Origin of the sequence: Trinickia dabaoshanensis (genome assembly GCF_002879885.1) — a bacterium.
Taxonomy (GTDB): Bacteria; Pseudomonadota; Gammaproteobacteria; order Burkholderiales; family Burkholderiaceae; genus Trinickia; species Trinickia dabaoshanensis.
This window is the reverse complement of sequence record NZ_PNYA01000001.1, coordinates 254,460-270,234: the sequence shown is the minus strand read 5'-3', so window position 1 is coordinate 270,234 and position 15,775 is coordinate 254,460. Positions and strand designations below refer to the sequence as shown.

At 64.7% G+C, this 15,775-nt stretch carries 15 protein-coding genes; 11 read left to right on the top strand and 4 right to left on the bottom strand.

Features of this window, described 5'->3' with window-relative positions:
- Positions 1-105 precede the first annotated feature (105 nt).
- The 10 genes from C0Z18_RS01250 (at position 106) to C0Z18_RS01205 (ending at position 9,171) form a co-directional block, all read left to right on the top strand.
- Positions 106-957 carry a ferritin-like domain-containing protein gene (locus tag C0Z18_RS01250; protein WP_102643532.1) on the top strand — a complete coding sequence of 284 codons (852 nt, stop codon included), beginning with the start codon at positions 106-108 and terminating at the stop codon, positions 955-957.
- Between the two features lie 42 nt (positions 958-999).
- The gene (locus C0Z18_RS01245) at positions 1,000-1,884 is read left to right on the top strand and encodes an alpha/beta fold hydrolase (RefSeq protein WP_102643531.1); all 885 of its coding nucleotides are present in this window, start codon (positions 1,000-1,002) and stop codon (positions 1,882-1,884) included.
- A gap of 123 nt (positions 1,885-2,007) precedes the next feature.
- A complete protein-coding gene (locus C0Z18_RS01240; RefSeq protein WP_102643530.1) occupies positions 2,008-2,838 on the top strand; it encodes a 3',5'-nucleoside bisphosphate phosphatase in 831 nt (276 codons plus the stop codon).
- A 105-nt stretch (positions 2,839-2,943) separates the two neighbouring features.
- The gene (locus C0Z18_RS01235) at positions 2,944-3,576 is read left to right on the top strand and encodes an L-threonylcarbamoyladenylate synthase (RefSeq protein ID WP_102643529.1); all 633 of its coding nucleotides are present in this window, start codon (positions 2,944-2,946) and stop codon (positions 3,574-3,576) included.
- A 43-nt stretch (positions 3,577-3,619) separates the two neighbouring features.
- On the top strand, positions 3,620-4,285 hold the full coding sequence (locus C0Z18_RS01230) for a site-2 protease family protein (RefSeq protein WP_102643528.1): 666 nt from the start codon (positions 3,620-3,622) through the stop codon (positions 4,283-4,285).
- A 4-nt stretch (positions 4,286-4,289) separates the two neighbouring features.
- Positions 4,290-5,492, top strand: coding sequence for a tryptophan--tRNA ligase (locus tag C0Z18_RS01225; protein WP_102643527.1), 1,203 nt, complete (start codon positions 4,290-4,292; stop codon positions 5,490-5,492).
- A gap of 37 nt (positions 5,493-5,529) precedes the next feature.
- Positions 5,530-6,168 (top strand): class I SAM-dependent methyltransferase, encoded by a 639-nt coding sequence (locus tag C0Z18_RS01220; RefSeq protein WP_146013905.1) that lies wholly within the window; start codon positions 5,530-5,532, stop codon positions 6,166-6,168.
- Between the two features lie 42 nt (positions 6,169-6,210).
- On the top strand, positions 6,211-7,128 hold the full coding sequence (dapA, locus tag C0Z18_RS01215) for a 4-hydroxy-tetrahydrodipicolinate synthase (protein ID WP_102643526.1): 918 nt from the start codon (positions 6,211-6,213) through the stop codon (positions 7,126-7,128).
- 113 nt (positions 7,129-7,241) lie between these two features.
- Positions 7,242-8,378 carry an outer membrane protein assembly factor BamC gene (bamC, locus tag C0Z18_RS01210; RefSeq protein ID WP_102643683.1) on the top strand — a complete coding sequence of 379 codons (1,137 nt, stop codon included), beginning with the start codon at positions 7,242-7,244 and terminating at the stop codon, positions 8,376-8,378.
- A 10-nt stretch (positions 8,379-8,388) separates the two neighbouring features.
- Positions 8,389-9,171 (top strand): MBL fold metallo-hydrolase, encoded by a 783-nt coding sequence (locus C0Z18_RS01205; protein WP_102643525.1) that lies wholly within the window; start codon positions 8,389-8,391, stop codon positions 9,169-9,171.
- 106 nt (positions 9,172-9,277) lie between these two features.
- Here the strand turns inward: C0Z18_RS01205 and C0Z18_RS33350 are convergent, their stop codons facing one another.
- Both C0Z18_RS33350 and C0Z18_RS01190 read right to left on the bottom strand, forming a co-directional pair.
- Positions 9,278-9,562: a hypothetical protein gene (locus C0Z18_RS33350; protein WP_102643524.1), complete on the bottom strand. Its 285-nt coding sequence runs from the start codon at positions 9,560-9,562 to the stop codon at positions 9,278-9,280.
- Between the two features lie 229 nt (positions 9,563-9,791).
- The gene (locus C0Z18_RS01190; protein ID WP_102643523.1) at positions 9,792-11,033 is read right to left on the bottom strand and encodes a cupin domain-containing protein; all 1,242 of its coding nucleotides are present in this window, start codon (positions 11,031-11,033) and stop codon (positions 9,792-9,794) included.
- A gap of 31 nt (positions 11,034-11,064) precedes the next feature.
- On the opposite strand from C0Z18_RS01190, the gene C0Z18_RS01185 reads away from it, so the two are divergent.
- Positions 11,065-11,607, top strand: coding sequence for an FKBP-type peptidyl-prolyl cis-trans isomerase (locus C0Z18_RS01185; RefSeq protein WP_102643522.1), 543 nt, complete (start codon positions 11,065-11,067; stop codon positions 11,605-11,607).
- Here the strand turns inward: C0Z18_RS01185 and C0Z18_RS01180 are convergent.
- Together C0Z18_RS01180 and mutS are read right to left on the bottom strand one after the other, a co-directional pair.
- The gene (locus tag C0Z18_RS01180; RefSeq protein WP_102643521.1) at positions 11,584-12,945 is read right to left on the bottom strand and encodes a hypothetical protein; all 1,362 of its coding nucleotides are present in this window, start codon (positions 12,943-12,945) and stop codon (positions 11,584-11,586) included. The genes C0Z18_RS01185 and C0Z18_RS01180 overlap by 24 nt on opposite strands.
- Positions 12,942-15,638, bottom strand: coding sequence for a DNA mismatch repair protein MutS (gene mutS / locus C0Z18_RS01175; protein WP_102643520.1), 2,697 nt, complete (start codon positions 15,636-15,638; stop codon positions 12,942-12,944). The genes C0Z18_RS01180 and mutS overlap by 4 nt, the downstream gene beginning before the upstream one ends.
- Between the last annotated feature and the right edge of the window lie 137 nt (positions 15,639-15,775).

Sequence of the window (15,775 nt, the reverse complement as noted above, 5' to 3'; positions counted from 1 at the left end):
ATATTGTAAACGGTCCGCTCATGCCTCGTTGCGCTCGCGCCGCTATCCGCGCGCCGGCCGTCGCCCCGAATCTTGCCCTGTATCCCGCTACGTGATCCTTTATCGATGAATCGCCCTCGCTCCACCCCTGTTCCTCTCGACGATTCCGACCTGCGCCGCTCGGCGCTGGCCGCGCTTGGCGAAAGCGAACCCGGCGCCAAGATCGCCGCCGTGGAGGCGTTGCACGACCGGTATCGGGCCGGGCGAGCGGTGTGCCTGCCGGAGGTATCGCTCGAGGAGCCGCCCGGCTTGCCGGGGCGCCCCGCGAAGCCCGAACTTGTCGAGCCGCGGTCGCTGCGTCACCGCGGCATGCAAACGGAAGCGGGGCGCGCCGTCTTGCTGCACGCGATCGCGCATATCGAATTCAATGCAATCAACTTGGCGCTCGACGCGATCTGGCGCTTTGCCGGCATGCCGGACGCGTTTTACGCCGACTGGCTGCGCGTCGCCGCCGAGGAAGCGCGCCATTTCGGATTGCTGCAAGCACGATTGCTCGAGTTCGGCCACTGCTACGGCGATTTCCCGGCCCACGACGGGTTGTGGGACATGTGCGCGCGCACGCGCGACGACGTGCTCGCGCGGATCGCGCTCGTGCCCCGCACGTTGGAGGCACGCGGGCTCGACGCTTCGCCGCCGATCCGCGCACGCCTCGTGCAGGCCGGAGACGAGGCGTCCGCGGCGATTTTGGATGTCATCTTGCGCGACGAGATCGGGCACGTGCGTATCGGCAATCATTGGTTCCGGTACTTGTGCGACCAAAGAGGGCTCGAGCCGCATGCGACCTATGCGCGGCTCTCCGAGACGTACCGCGCGCCCCGGTTGCGCGGCCCTTTCAATTTCGACGCGCGGCGCGAGGCGGGGTTCGACGAAGTGGAACTGGCGGCCTTGGCGGCGCACGATCCGAGCGCGGCGCTATAATCGAACGATCATTCTTTTTTTCGATGTTCGTCGACACTGCCCATGAACCACCCGCAATCCGATTTCGTCACCGTCCGTGGCGTCAAGCTTCACGTTCGGCGTTGGGGAAGCCCCGACGCGCCCGCGCTTTTCATGCTGCACGGCTGGATGGACGTTTCGGCGTCGTTCCAATTCGTCGTCGACGCGCTCGGCGGCGATTGGCAGGTCATCGCGCCGGACGCGCGGGGCTTCGGGTTGTCCGATTGGCCGGTGGCCGAGCGGGGCGGCGGCCATTACTGGTTTCACGACTATCTGGCCGACCTCGATGCGCTGCTCGACCATTACGCGCCTTCGGGACAAGTCAACCTCGTCGGGCACAGCATGGGCGCCAATGTCGTCTGCTTGTACGCGGGGGCGCGTCCCGAGCGCGTGCGGCGGGTCGTCGATTTGGAGGGGTTCGGGCTGGCGCCCGCCCACCCGAGCGAATGGCCGCGCCGCTTGGCGAGCTGGCTCGACGATATCCGCGAGCCTGCCCGTCTCAAGACCTACGCCACGCTCGACGAAGTGGCCGCGCGCTTGATGAAGACCAATCCGAGGCTCGCCCCCGAACGCGCGCTGTTTTTGGCGCGCCACTGGTCCAAGCTCGGCGAGGACGGCCGCTATATGTTGCTCGCCGATCCGGCGCACAAACATCATGGGCCGATGTTGTACCGCTTGGACGAAGTCATGGCGGTGTGGTCGCGCGTTGCCGCGAAAGTGCTGCACGTCGAGGCCGTCGCCTCGCCGACCTTGGCGATGTTGGCCGGCGCCATCCCGCTGCCCGAGTACAAAGCGCGTTTCTCGGCGTTCCCCGACTGGCGGGAAAAATTGATCGAGGATGCCGGCCATATGGTTCACCACGATCAACCGGAGCAAGTGGCAGCACTGATCGAGGCTTTTTGCGCATAAGGAAAGCGACGAGGCCGGTGGGGTGGCATTTCGCGTCGCGTCGCGGCGCGTCGTCGACAGAATGGCTAGCGGCTGATTTCGGGCGTTGCGGGTAAAATAGCGTTATCACTCGATCCCTACAGCATGAACGCCGATCTCCATTGCCATTCGAACGTCTCCGACGGTCAGCTTACGCCTGCCGAAGTCGCGCGCCGCGCGCACGCGGGCGGGGTCACGCTGTGGGCGTTGACCGATCACGACGAGGTGTCGGGGCAGGCGCAGGCGCGCGGCGAAGCCGAATCGCTCGGCATGCGCTACGTGTGCGGGGTCGAAATATCGGTCACGTGGGCGTCGCGCACCCTGCACGTCGTCGGCCTCGGTATCGATCCGTCGTGCGCCGAACTTCTCGCGGGGCTCCATGCCACGCGCAACGGACGCGGCGCGCGCGCGCGGGCCATGAGCGATGCGCTTGCCGAGCTCGGAATCGAGGGCGCCTACGAGGGCGCGCTGCGTTACGTGTCGAATCCCGAGCTGATTTCGCGCACGCACTTCGCGCGTTTCCTCGTGGAGCGCGGGTATGCCGCCTCGACGCCCGACGTTTTCGACCGCTACCTCGGCGAAGGCAAGCCGGGCTACGTGCCGCATCGGTGGGCAACGCTCGAAGACGCCGCGCGGTGGATTCATGCCGCGGGCGGCGTGGCCGTGATTGCCCACCCCGGCCGCTATAAATACACGCAGCTCGAGTTCGACACGCTGTTCGGCCAATTCCTGGATTTGGGCGGCAAGGCCATCGAAGTCGTCACGGGCAGCCATACGCCCGATCAATACCGAGAATATGCCGACGTCGCGCGCCGCTTCGGTTTCGAGGCATCGCGCGGCTCCGACTTCCACGCGCCGTCGGAAGGGCGCACCGAACTCGGCAAGCTGCCGTCGTTGCCGTCCGATCTCACGCCGGTTTGGGAGCGTTGGCTTTAACGCCTTCGCTCGAGAAGCGCGCGTGGCCCGCTCGATCGGTTGCCACGCCGCGCGAGGCCCATACCCGGGCGTCGCGATTTCCGCCGGCTCACCGACTGCTCGCTCATGTCCCAATTTTTTAGGATTCATCCAGACAATCCGCAGCCTCGGCTGATCGCGCAGGCCATCCAAATCGTGAAGGATGGCGGCGTGATCGCGCTGCCGACCGATTCGAGCTACGCGCTGGCGTGCCGGCTCGACGATAAAGACGCCGTGACGCGCTTGCGGCGCATTCGGGGGCTCGACGAGCGGCAGAACTTGTCGCTGCTCGTGCGCGATCTGTCGGAGCTTGCCACGTTCGCGATGGTCGACAATCGCCAGTTCAGGCTTATCAAGTCCGTCACGCCGGGCCCTTACGTCTTCATCCTGCTGGCGACAAAAGAGGTGCCGCGGCGTCTCTCGCACCCGTCGCGCAAGACGATCGGCCTGCGCGTTCCCGATCACGCGATCACGCTCGCGCTACTCGAGGCGTTGGGCGAGCCTTTGATCGCGACCACACTGATCTTGCCCGGCGAGCAAGAGCCGCTCAACGATCCGGAAGAGATCCGGTCTCGTCTCGAAAAGCAGATCGATCTCGTTATCGATGGTGGCGCCTGTCCGCGCGAACCGTCGAGCGTTATCGATCTGACGGGCGAAGAACCGATGCTGGTGCGGGCCGGACGCGGGGCGCTCGAGCCGTTCGGGCTGGTGGCGAAGTGAGCCCGGCGGCGGGACGCGACCCGGTGCTTGTTACAATGCTCCCATGAATCCTTCTTTGATCCAGACGATCGTCGTCTACGCGTTGCCGGTGATCTTCGCGATTACGCTGCACGAGGCCGCGCATGGTTACGTCGCGCGCATGTTGGGCGACAACACCGCCTATCTGATGGGGCGCGTCTCGTTCAATCCGATGCGGCACATCGACCCGCTCGGTACGATCGCGATCCCGCTGCTGCTTTATTTCGCCACGGGCGGCGCATTCATGTTCGGGTATGCGAAGCCCGTTCCCGTCGCGTTTCGCAATCTGCGCAATCCGCGCTGGGGCACGTTTTGGGTCGCGCTGGCCGGACCGCTTTGCAACTTCATTCAAGCGCTTTTGTGGCGCTTGCTCGGCGTGCTGCTGATCGCGGCCGGCGTCGACGAGCCGTTTTTCACGCGCATGGCCGAGGCCGGTGTCGTCGTCAATCTGGTGCTGTGCGTGCTGAACCTCTTTCCGCTGCCGCCGCTCGACGGCGGGCGCGTGCTGACGGCGCTGTTGCCGCCGCGCCCCGCGATCGCGCTGGCGCGCTTGGAACCGTACGGGTTTTTCATCGTCATGGCGCTCGTCATGACGGGCCTGTTGACGAAGATTTGGCTGCGTCCGCTCGTATCGATCGGCTACGATGCCGTCACGACCATCCTGACTCCTCTTGCTTCGCTTCTGAACTGACACCATGTTTCCAGACCGCATCTTCTCCGGCATGCGCCCCACCGGGTCGCTCCACCTCGGCCACTACCACGGTGTCCTCAAGAACTGGGTCCGGCTCCAATCGGAATACCCGTGTTTCTTTTGCGTCGTCGATTGGCACGCGCTCACCACGCACTACGAAACGCCCGAGGTCATCGAAAAGAACGTTTGGGAAGTGCTGATCGATTGGCTGGCCTCCGGTATCGATCCGGCGCAGGCGACGCTGTTCATCCAGAGCCGCGTGCCCGAGCACGCCGAACTGGCGCTGCTGCTCGGCATGAGCGCGCCGCTTGGCTGGCTCGAACGCGTGCCGACCTATAAGGAGCAGATGGAGAAGCTCAAGGACAAAGACTTGTCCACGTACGGCTTCCTCGGCTATCCGGTGCTGATGGCCGCCGACATTTTGCTGTACCGCGCTTCGCTCGTGCCCGTGGGCGAGGACCAGGTGCCGCACGTCGAGATGACGCGCGAGATCGCCCGCCGTTTCAACCACCTGTATGGGCGCGAGCCGGGCTTCGAGGAAAAGGCGCTCGAAGCGGCGAAAAAGCTCGGCGGCAAGCGCGCCAAGCTCTATCACGAGTTGCGCGTCGCGTATCAGCAGGACGGGGACGACGAGGCGCTCGAGCAAGCACGCGCGATGCTGCAAGAGTCGCAAAGCCTGTCGATGAGCGATCGCGAGCGGCTGTTCGGCTATCTCGAAGGTTCGCGCAAGATCATCCTCGTCGAGCCGCAAGTGATGCTGACGAAGGCGTCGCGCATGCCGGGTCTCGACGGGCAGAAAATGTCGAAGTCTTACGGCAACACGATCGGTCTGCGTGAGGATGCCGAGACGATCACGAAGAAGGTCCGCACGATGCCGACCGACCCGGCGCGTGTGCGCCGCACCGATCCGGGCGATCCGGACAAGTGCCCGGTTTGGCAACTGCATCAGGTCTATTCCGACGAATCGACGCACGAATGGGTGCAAAAGGGTTGCCGCTCAGCCGGGATCGGCTGCCTCGAATGCAAGCAGCCCGTGATCGAAGGCATTTTGCGCGAACAACAGCCGATGCTCGAACGCGCGCAGAAATACATGGACGATCCGTCTTTGCTTCGCGCGATCGTCGCCGACGGCTGCGACAAGGCGCGCAAGTTCGCGACGGAAACGATGCGCGACGTGCGCGAGGCGATGGGGCTGTCGTACTCATGAGGCCGTCGCGGGGGCAGCGAGGCGGGAGCGGGCGCGGATGAGCGCCACGCACGACATCCCCGGTATTCACGATAGCGCGCCGCGCTCGCCTAACGAAGGCGGGAGCGAGCCTTCGCCGTGGATCGCGCGCTGGTCCCACCTCGTCGCGCCGGGTGGCGCGGTGCTCGATATCGCGGCCGGCAGCGGCCGCCATGCGCGCTGGTTCGCGAGCCGAGGGCATCCGGTCGTCGCGATCGATCGCGCACAGCCCGCGCTCGCCGCGCTGGCCTCGATCGACGGCGTGCATACCGTCTGCGCCGACCTCGAGGACGGCAGCGCTTGGCCGCTGCCGCCGGCGCAGCGCTTTTCGGCGGTCGTCGTCACGAACTACCTGTACCGGCCGCTGCTGCCGCGGCTTGCTCAGTGGCTGGCGCCGGGCGGGATTTTGCTCTACGAGACGTTCGCCCGCGGCAACGAGACGCTCGGAAAGCCGTCGAATCCGGCGTTCTTGCTGGCTCCCGGCGAGTTGCTGGAAGCCGTTCACGGGCAGTTGACGGTCGTCGCGTACGAAGACGGTTACGTGGCATTGCCGCGGCCCGCTTTCGTCCAGCGCATCTGCGCCGCGCTGCCGGTTCTGCCGCGCGGCGAGAGCGCGATCGAAGGCGCGGCGCTCGCACGTTACGATTTGGGCGGCTAATCCGCTACAATCGCGCTTTCACGTTTGAATTCATGGCGTTTCATGGCTAACGGCACATCCAGCGGCACCCAAGGCGGCCTGCGCATTCGCGGCAGCATTCCTGCGATCGTCACGCCGATGCTCGAAGACGGCGGGCTCGATCTGCCGGCGTTTCGCAAGCTGATCGACTGGCATATCGACGAAGGGACCGACGCGCTCGTGGTCGTCGGAACGAGCGGCGAATCGGCCACGTTGTCGGTCGAAGAGCACATTCTCATGATCAAGACGGCCGTGGAACATACGGCCGGGCGCATCCCCGTCATCGCCGGCGCGGGCGGCAATTCGACCGTCGAGGCGGTCGAGCTGACGAAACAAGCGAAGGCCGTCGGCGCGGATGCCACGCTGCAAGTCGTGCCGTACTACAACAAGCCGACGCAAGAGGGGATCTATCGCCATTTCGCGAAAATCGCGGAATCGGTCGATCTCCCCGTCATCCTGTACAACGTGCCGGGCCGCACCGTTGCCGATATGTCGAACGAGACGGCGCTGCGCCTCGCGCAAGTGCCCGGCATCATCGGTATCAAGGACGCCACGGGCAACATCGACCGCGCGGCGCAACTGATCAAAGCCGCCCCCGCGCATTTCTCGATTTTCAGCGGCGACGACCCGACGGCGATCGCGCTGATGCTCCTGGGCGGGCACGGCAACATCTCCGTGACGGCGAACGTCGCGCCGCGCGCGATGAGCGAGCTGTGCAAGGCGGCGCTCGCGGGCGACGTGAAGACGGCGCGCGATATTCATTTCAAGCTGCTCTCGCTGCACAAGCACCTGTTCATCGAATCGAATCCGATTCCGGTGAAATGGGCGCTCGAGCAGATGGGGCGGATGAAGGGCGGCATTCGGCTGCCGCTCACGCCGCTCGATTCGCGGTGCCACGAGACGGTACGCGCCGCGCTCGCCGAAGCGGGCCTGTTGGCCTAACAGGGCCGAGCGGGCAGCGTCGCGGCCGCATCGGATTCATTGCATTCATCGACGTCGATACCGTGTCTGAGTCATACGCTCGGCGCCGTCGGTTGCGCATCACGAAGGACCTCATGAAACGTTCCGCTTTCTCCATCCATGCCATCCGCGCAGCCGCGCTCGTGCTCGCGATTTCCTCGCTCGCGGGCTGCGATACGCTCAACGATTGGTTCGCCTCCGACCGCGTCGATTACAAGACGACGGGTTCGGCCCCGCCGCTGAAGGTGCCGAGCGACCTGCAAGAAGCGAAGACGCAGCCGCAGTACACCGCGCCGCCGGTCAGCGCCGCGTTGGGCGGCGCGCCCACGCGTAACGTCACCGCGGCCGGCAATTCGAGCGAGGGTGTGCCGACGGCGCACGATCCGCTCGGCATGCATGTCGAACGCGACGGCGATCGCCGTTGGCTCGTCGTCGACGGGCGCTCGCCCGAGCAGTTGTGGCCGCAGCTCGAAGAGTTCTGGAAGAACAACGGCTTCGTGCTCAAGACCGATACCCCGGCAACGGGCATCATGACGACCGATTGGGCCGAGAACCGCGCCAACATTCCGGACGACTGGTTCCGCCGCACGATCGGCCACTTGATCGATTTCGCGTACTCGTCTGGCACGCGCGACCGCTTCCGTACCCTGGTCGTACGCGGGGCCGACGGCTCGACCGATATCTCGATCACGCATAGCGCGCTCGAAGAGATGTTGACGGGGCAGGACAAAGATTCCTCGCGCTGGGTCGAGCGTCCGCGCAACCCGGTGCTCGAAGCCGTGTTCCTCGCCAAGCTGATGGAGCAATTCGGCTTGACCGATGCGCAATCGAAGCAGTTGCTGACCGATGCGCGGTCCGCGTCGGCGCCTGCCACGGTCGATATGAGCGGCGGGGCAACGACGCTCGCGCTCGCCGATCGATTCGACGTCGCCTGGTTGCGCGTGGGTCTTGCGCTCGATCGCACGAACTTCACGGTCGACAATCGCGATCGCGAAAAGGGCCTCTACTACGTTCGTTACGCCGACTCGACGGAAGAACTCAAGCGCGATGGGCTGTTCGGCAAGCTGTTCTTCAGCAGCGCGCCGAAGCAAAAGACCGGCAAGGAATTCCTGGTGAACGTGCGCGGCAACGGGTCCGGCACCGAGGTATCGGTGCTCGACGCCAATGGCCAGATCGACGCGTCGGCCGAGGCCAAAAACATCATCTCGCTGCTTCACGCGCAATTGAACTAATCTCCACGCCATGCGTTTTGCTAGCCTCGGCAGCGGTAGCGAGGGCAATGCCCTCGTCGTCGAGGCCGCCAGCGGCCACACCACCACACGCGTGCTGCTCGATTGCGGATTCTCCGCAAAGGAACTCGAGCGGCGCCTAGCGCGGCTCCAATACGGCATCGACGCGCTCGATGCCATCGTCATCACTCACGAACATAGCGACCATATCGGCAGCGCGCTCACGCTCGCCCGCAAGTGGTCGTTGCCGCTCTATATGAGCTGGGGCACGGCCAAAGCGGTCGGCGCGGACAACGCCGATATCGATTTGCACGTGCTGTGGGGCGACGAGACGGTCTCGATCGGCGATCTCGAGGTGCGGCCCTACACCGTGCCTCACGACGCCCGCGAGCCGCTCCAATTCGTTTTCTCCGACGGCGCGCGTCGATTAGGAGTCCTGACTGACGTCGGTACCTCCACGCCGCATATCACGGCGATGCTGACTGGTTGCGATGCGCTCGTCCTCGAATGCAATCACGATACGCGCATGCTCGCCACGAGCCGTTATCCGCAGTCGCTGAAGGCGCGTATCGGCGGCAATCACGGGCATTTGAGCAACGATGCCGCGGCGCAAATTTTGTCGGCGTTGGATAGAACGCGACTGACGCACGTCGTCGCCGCTCATTTGAGTCAGCAAAATAATTCGCCTGAGCTCGCGCAAGCCGCGCTCGCGCACGTATTGGGTTCCGCGACCGAAGAGGTCATGGTTGCGACGCAGGAGCTCGGGTTCGACTGGCTCGGTTGTGGCGCAGGCTAGGGCGGGGGAAGGGAGCGGCAGGCGGTTTTAGCGTATGTGAGGAACGAGCGGGCAACAAAAAACCGGCACATGGCCGGTTTTTTGTTGCCTTGAAACAGGCAGATGCTTACTGGCTTGCGCCCGAAGCAGGAGCAGCGGCCGAAGCGCCAGCGTCCGAAGCAGCAGCAGCGCTCGAAGCAGCAGCGCCAGCATCGCTCGCAGCAGCCGTGGCATCGCTCGCAGCAGCAGCAGCGCCCGAAGCAGCCGTGCCTGCGTCCGAAGCGGCAGCGGCGGGAGCCGAAGCAGCAGCGGCGTCGCTAGCCGGAGCGGCAGCGTTTTGGTCGCTGCTCTTGTTGCACGCAGCAAGTGCTACAGCAGCCAACAGGGATGCTACGAGGAGGGATTTCTTCATGATCACGTCCTTTTATGGTTAAAGGTAAGCAACAGCGCGAAATAATACCGGTAATGTGCTCCAACACCAACCTAGGCCGCTGGTGGGATGCACTTCAGAGCGTGAATCTTCCCCACGGCTTGGGCGGAAATTATATGCACTTTCGTACCGACCGTCGACAAAGCAGGGTCAATACGTTGCCTTTCTCATACAGAATTTAACCGTAATCGATAGGTTGGGGCGGCCAGCTTCATGAAATTGCGCCGACTCGAACCCAGCCGGCACGATACCACTCGTATAGCAACGCTGTCATCGATCGATCGGCCGAGAGTGTTACAAAGCGTTTCCCCTCAATGCGCCGAACATCGGCCAATTCGCAGAGCCATTTTCGGCTATGCCCAAAGGCCGATTCCTCGCCGTTGATAAAGTAGGTCCGCTCGCCATACAGGAGCGCCGTCTTGTTGTCGAGCCGGATGCCCGACGCTTGCGCGCGCCGGATGAATGCCGCTTCGGCAAGCGGCCGATCGGGCGCGTCGAACACCACTTGCGACTTGGGCTCGCTCAGATAGCTGCCGAGGAACGAAACCAAGTCGCGTTGTGTCCATCGCAGCCTCGCAAGGATCGCGCCAAGTTCCTCCACCATGGCACCGGGCAGCTTGGCCGGATGCGCGACGGCGGCTTGCTTGGGATCGCGATAGAGCCGCTCGCCTGCTTGCGAATGCGCAACCTCGCCTCGTTCCGCCAAATAGTACAAAAACTGGCCGATCAACTCGTTCGCCGAGGGCGCGCGAAAGCCGATCGAGCAGGTCATGCACTCGCCCTCGGCCACGCCGTCATGCGCGATGTGCGGTGGCAGGTACAGCATGTCGCCGGGCTCGAGCACCCACTCCTCGTCGGCTTCGAAATGCTGTAAAACCTTCAACGGCAGTCCTGGTTTTAACGTCAAATCGCGCTGGGCCGAGATGCGCCAGCGGCGCTTGCCGTGCACCTGCAGCAGAAAGACGTCGTACGAATCGAAATGCGGGCCTACGCCGCCACCGTCCGTCGCATACGAGATCATCAGATCGTCGAGGCGGGCGTCGGGTACGAAGCGAAAGCGTTCGAGCAGGGCGCGGGCGCGATCGTCGTGAAGATCGACGCCTTGAACGAGCAGCGTCCATTCGCGGCGCTTGATACTCGGCAACGCGTCGAGATCGAACGGGCCGTGTTCGAGACTCCAGCGGCCGCGCACCTGAGAGATCAGGCGTGCTTCGGCATCATCGCCGCAAGCGAGTTCGAAAAGGGCATCGCGCGAGAGCGGGGGCGTGACATCCGCGATGGCGCCACGAATCAACAGAGGCTTTTTTTGCCAATAACGCCGCATGAATTGCGACGGCGTCAGACCGCCTAGCAGCGGCGTCGGCACGTCGGGGGAAGGGGGCGCGGCGAGCGCCACGGATGGGGTGGACGTGGCGGCCGTACCGGCCCGATCGTCGAGGGGCCGCTTGGGCATCGTATAATGGAACCGTATTTTGGAGACTCGAATGAAAATCGCAAAGAACACCGTTGTTTCGGTCGCTTACAAGCTCTCGGATGCCCAGGGCAATCTCATCGAGGAAAGCGACGAGCCGATGGTCTATCTGCACGGCGGCTATGATGGCACGTTCCCTAAAATCGAGGAAGAGCTCGATGGGCACGAGGCGGGCTTCGAGACGCAGATCCAGCTCGACCCTCAAGACGCGTTCGGCGAATACGACCCCGAACTCGTGAAGATCGAACCGCGCAACCGCTTCCCCGAGCCGCTCGAAGTCGGCATGCAATTCGAAGGCACACCCGAGGACGGCGACGACGAGATGGATTCGCTCATCTACACGGTCACCGATTTGGCGGAAGACAAAGTCGTGCTGGACGGCAATCATCCGTTGGCCGGTATGGCCTTGCGCTTTGCGCTGACGGTCAAGGAAGTGCGTGAAGCGACGGCCGACGAGATCGAGCATGCGCACGTGCATGGTGCCGAAGGCATCGAAGTCGTCGATGAAGACGACGACGATGAGCCGAGCGCGTCAGGAGCCCCCACCCTGCACTGAGTAACGTCCGGCGCCCGGCGCCGTGCCGTCGGGCGCCGGCGATGTATTAGCGGGAGAGGCGGGCGACGCCGGCGCCGCGGGTGCCGGCTGCGTCGGCAGAGTCGGTGCCGACCCCGCGCTGGCCGCATCCGGCAGCAACGGCGGCTCCTGCTGCTGCGCGGGCGGTGCCGATGCAGGCGGTGCAGGCATGACGTATTGGATCCCCGGAAGCGGTTCGTTCAAAGGGCCCAGCGTGCTGCTCGCCGGCCCGGGGGCTTGCGTCGGACTCGCCGGCGCGGCCGGTGCGCTCGGTGCGGTCGGTGCAATCGGCAGCATCTTCGGTATGACGCGCACGCTTACGCGAAACGGCGCGGGCCGCCCGTAATTCACATCCACCACGATCCATTGCGTCGCGGGTTCGCGCGGAGCAATGGCAATGCGCGTCAAATTGGCGATGCGCTCGCCCTTATCGTCGTACAACGGTTGATCGATGGCGAACCCGCTCGGGAGCGCGTACGTGTCGTGATGGACCACGACGACCGGTCCACGGAACGTTTGCGTGGCTTTCACCAAGCTGCGCTTGAATTCCAGGTAGCCGTCGGGCTTGCGTCGCCGAGCGAAGCGCAGCCACGGAAACCGATCGACGTGCTCTTCGTAGCGCGAGAAATTCGGATCGGCCTCGACAAAAACTACGAGCGCCTTGGCGTGCCGCCGCTTCGCGTATTCAGCCGCGTGTTCGAGCCAAAATGCGGAGGCGATCGCCCGATCGTCGAATTCGCCGTTGCGTCCGCCCGCATCGGAGTAATGGTTGTTGCCGCCCACCACGTTCAATCCGACGAAGACCGTATCGTTCGCTTCCCAGCGGACGTTCTCGCGAAATGCACGGAAGCGGGCCACCTCGCTTTCGCGAGTCAACGTCAACGTCGGGCGGCCTAGCGAGGCCGTGTCCGAATAGAGCGTTTGCCGCAGAAAATCCAGCCGCTCCGCCGCGTCGTAGCGGCCGCCGGCGGCGCTCGCGCAGTCGGCCCAATCATACTGGCCGGGGATGACGACGACCGGTACCGCCGCGGCCTCGAGCAATTGCTGGCGCCGTGCGAACAGGGCATCGGCACAGCGCTCGGCGTGCCCCTTGATATTGCCGTCGTACACCATGAACGACAGGCGCTGATCGAGCCCGATCGCTTCGATCAGACGCTGCGCCGACGGCTCGTCCGCCGTGCTCGACATCACGCCCGAGACGACGGCGAACGCGAAGCGCGGCTCGGCGGCATGCACGGGCTGCGCCGAGGCGAGTGCCAGCCCGAAAGAGGCGATGGCCAGTTGCCCCCACCGCGCAAGCGCCTGCCGGCGCTTCGTCACTGCTCGACCTCCCCGACGCCGCGCTCGTTCGCGGCGGTCGCGAGCTCATGCAGTTCGTAGATGAGATCGAGCGCCTCACGGGCGCGCAGCTCGTTCGGATCGATGCCTTTGAGCCGCTCGAGTGCGGGATGTTCGGCGAATGCGTGGGCGCCGGTAGGCGCGTCATGGTCGTCGGATGCGTCTTCGGCATAGACCGGCGCGGAGAACAAGTCGAGCTGCGGCGTGCTGTGCGCGACCGACTGTTGTTCGAGGTGGGCCAAATGCTTGCGCGCGGCGCGGATGACGGCCGTCGGGACGCCGGCCAATTGGGCGACCTGCAAGCCGTAGCTTTGACTTGCCGGCCCCTCGCTGACCGCGTGCAGGAACACGATGCCATGCCCATGCTCGACGGCGGACAAATGGACGTTGGCCGCTTGCGCGAACTCGGCGGGCAACTGCGTCAACTCGAAGTAGTGCGTCGCGAACAGCGTGTAGCAGCCGTTGGCCGAGAGCAGGTGCCGCGCAATGGCCCAAGCGAGCGCGAGGCCGTCGAACGTCGAGGTGCCCCGGCCGATTTCGTCCATCAGCACGAGGCTTCGCTCGGTGGCGTCGTTCAGGATCGCGGCGGCCTCGGTCATTTCCACCATGAATGTCGAGCGGCCGCCCGCCAGATCGTCCGCCGCGCCGATGCGCGTGAAGATGCGGTCGATCGGCCCGAAGCAGGCACGCTGCGCCGGGACGTAACTGCCGACATAGGCCATCAGTGCGATCAACGCCGTTTGCCGCATGAAGGTCGACTTACCGCCCATGTTCGGGCCGGTGATCAGCAGCAGTTTGCGCTCCGCGTTCAAGCGGCAATCGTTGGCGACGAACTGCTCGACTTGGGCTTGCACGACCGGATGGCGGCCTTGCTCGATGTCGATCCCGCCGTCTTCGGTGAATTCCGGCGCGACCCAGTTCAGCGCTTGCGCGCGCTCCGCGAAGGCCGCGAGCAAATCGAGTTCGGCAAGGGCGCCCGCAACGCGTTGGCAGTCTTCGATGAACGGCAGCAGCGTTTGCAACAGCGCGTCGTACAGCGCGCGCTCGCGAGCAAGCGCGCGCTCTTGTGCCGACAACGCTTTGTCCTCGAACGCTTTGAGCTCGGGCGTGATGTAACGCTCGGCGTTTTTCAGAGTTTGGCGGCGGCGATAGTCGTCGGGGACTTTGTCCGTTTGGCCGCGCGTGACTTCGATGTAAAAGCCATGGACCTTGTTGTACTCGACGCGCAGGTTGTTGATGCCCGTGCGAGCGCGCTCGCGCGCTTCGAGATCGATCAGGAACTGTCCGCAGTTTTCCGATATGTCGCGCAGCTCGTCGAGTTCGGCATCGTAGCCGCGTGCAATTACACCGCCGTCGCGCACCATCGCGGCCGGCTCTTCGGCAACCGCGCGCGTGAGCAGATCGACGCAGCCGGCCGGCGGCTCGAGCCCCATGCCGATGCGCTCGAGCGCCGGCGTGCCGGCCGCCATCGCGATGACGAGTTCGCGCAAGGCGGGCAATGTGGCGAACGTATCGCGCAGGCTCGACAAATCGCGCGGGCGCGCCGAGAGCAGGGCGAGGCGGCCCGTGATACGTTCGACGTCGGCAATCTTGCGCAGCGCGCCGCGCAGCATATCGAGGCTGGCACCGTGCGGCGCATCGAGCAGCGCGCCGATCGCTTGTTGGCGCGTTTGCGCGATGACGGACGCACGCGGCGGGTGATGGAGCCAGTGGCGTAACAAGCGGCTACCCATCGTCGAGCAACAGGTATCGAGCAGCGAGCACAGCGTCGGCGATTCGCCCCCGCGCAATGTCTCGGTGAGCTCGAGATTGCGGCGCGTGGCCGGATCGAGGCCGATGTACTCCGACTCGGTTTCCACTTTCAGGCTGCGCACGTGCCGCAACTGCTGGCCCTGCGTCGAGGCTGCGTAAAGCAGGACGGCACCCGCGGCGCCGCAGGCGCTCGTGAGTCCTTCGGCGCCGAAGCCGTCGAGGCTCGCGACGTTCAACTGGTCGCAGAGCCGTTGCACGCCCGAGGCGACGTCGAAGTGCCATACCGGCACGCGCGTGACTATGCCGCTTGCGATGCCCGCCAGCGCTTCGCCTGCGCCATCGGCCACGAGCACTTCGGCCGGACGGATGCGCTCGAGGGCAGCGCCGACTTCGCCGGGGGCCACTTCCGCGAGCCGCAGCGCGCCGCTTGCCAGGTTGAGCCAAGCCAGGCCGATCGCCGTGACGACGCCGCGCTTGTTATGCGCGGGGCAGGCGGCCAACAGGTAGACGTCGCTTTTGTCGGAGAGCAGGGCGGCATCGGTCAGCGTGCCCGGCGTGACGATGCGCACGACCTTGCGTTCGACCGGCCCTTTGGACGTGGCAGGATCGCCGATCTGTTCGCAGATCGCGACCGATTCGCCGAACTTCACGAGCTTGGCGAGGTACTGCTCCACGGCGTGATAGGGGACGCCCGCCATCTTGATCGGATTGCCCGCGGATGCACCGCGCTGCGTGAGCGTGAGGTCGAGCAGGCGCGCGGCTTTCTCCGCGTCTTCGAAAAAGAGCTCGTAGAAGTCGCCCATGCGGAAGAACAGCAGCGTGCCGGGGTGATCGGCTTTGATCCGCAAGTACTGCTGCATGTAGGGCGTGTGCTTCGCGAGCGTGGATTCCGCCGGAGCATCGACGCTGGTTTCGGTTTTCATTCGTAGCTATCGGAAAAACGTGTTCGGATGCGGACTCTCGGTTTCGATGTTCGGGCTTGCGCGCTCGACGGTGTGGCGAGTGGGCGATGGGCGGGGCAATCCGACTCACTCTACTTCTTCGCTGGCGTGAGCCGTAG

What these genes read in the sequence shown, in the direction of transcription:
- C0Z18_RS33350 (WP_102643524.1), bottom strand. Translation starts at nt 9,562, where the DNA reads ATGAAGAAATCCCTCCTCGTAGCATCCCTGTTGGCTGCTGTAGCACTT.
- C0Z18_RS01185 (WP_102643522.1), top strand. Translation starts at nt 11,065, where the DNA reads ATGAAAATCGCAAAGAACACCGTTGTTTCGGTCGCTTACAAGCTCTCG.
- mutS (WP_102643520.1), bottom strand. Translation starts at nt 15,638, where the DNA reads ATGAAAACCGAAACCAGCGTCGATGCTCCGGCGGAATCCACGCTCGCG.
- C0Z18_RS01205 (WP_102643525.1), top strand. Translation starts at nt 8,389, where the DNA reads ATGCGTTTTGCTAGCCTCGGCAGCGGTAGCGAGGGCAATGCCCTCGTC.
- bamC (WP_102643683.1), top strand. Translation starts at nt 7,242, where the DNA reads ATGAAACGTTCCGCTTTCTCCATCCATGCCATCCGCGCAGCCGCGCTC.
- C0Z18_RS01225 (WP_102643527.1), top strand. Translation starts at nt 4,290, where the DNA reads ATGTTTCCAGACCGCATCTTCTCCGGCATGCGCCCCACCGGGTCGCTC.
- C0Z18_RS01230 (WP_102643528.1), top strand. Translation starts at nt 3,620, where the DNA reads ATGAATCCTTCTTTGATCCAGACGATCGTCGTCTACGCGTTGCCGGTG.
- C0Z18_RS01235 (WP_102643529.1), top strand. Translation starts at nt 2,944, where the DNA reads ATGTCCCAATTTTTTAGGATTCATCCAGACAATCCGCAGCCTCGGCTG.
- dapA (WP_102643526.1), top strand. Translation starts at nt 6,211, where the DNA reads ATGGCTAACGGCACATCCAGCGGCACCCAAGGCGGCCTGCGCATTCGC.
- C0Z18_RS01250 (WP_102643532.1), top strand. Translation starts at nt 106, where the DNA reads ATGAATCGCCCTCGCTCCACCCCTGTTCCTCTCGACGATTCCGACCTG.
- C0Z18_RS01220 (WP_146013905.1), top strand. Translation starts at nt 5,530, where the DNA reads ATGAGCGCCACGCACGACATCCCCGGTATTCACGATAGCGCGCCGCGC.
- C0Z18_RS01245 (WP_102643531.1), top strand. Translation starts at nt 1,000, where the DNA reads ATGAACCACCCGCAATCCGATTTCGTCACCGTCCGTGGCGTCAAGCTT.
- C0Z18_RS01190 (WP_102643523.1), bottom strand. Translation starts at nt 11,033, where the DNA reads ATGCCCAAGCGGCCCCTCGACGATCGGGCCGGTACGGCCGCCACGTCC.
- C0Z18_RS01240 (WP_102643530.1), top strand. Translation starts at nt 2,008, where the DNA reads ATGAACGCCGATCTCCATTGCCATTCGAACGTCTCCGACGGTCAGCTT.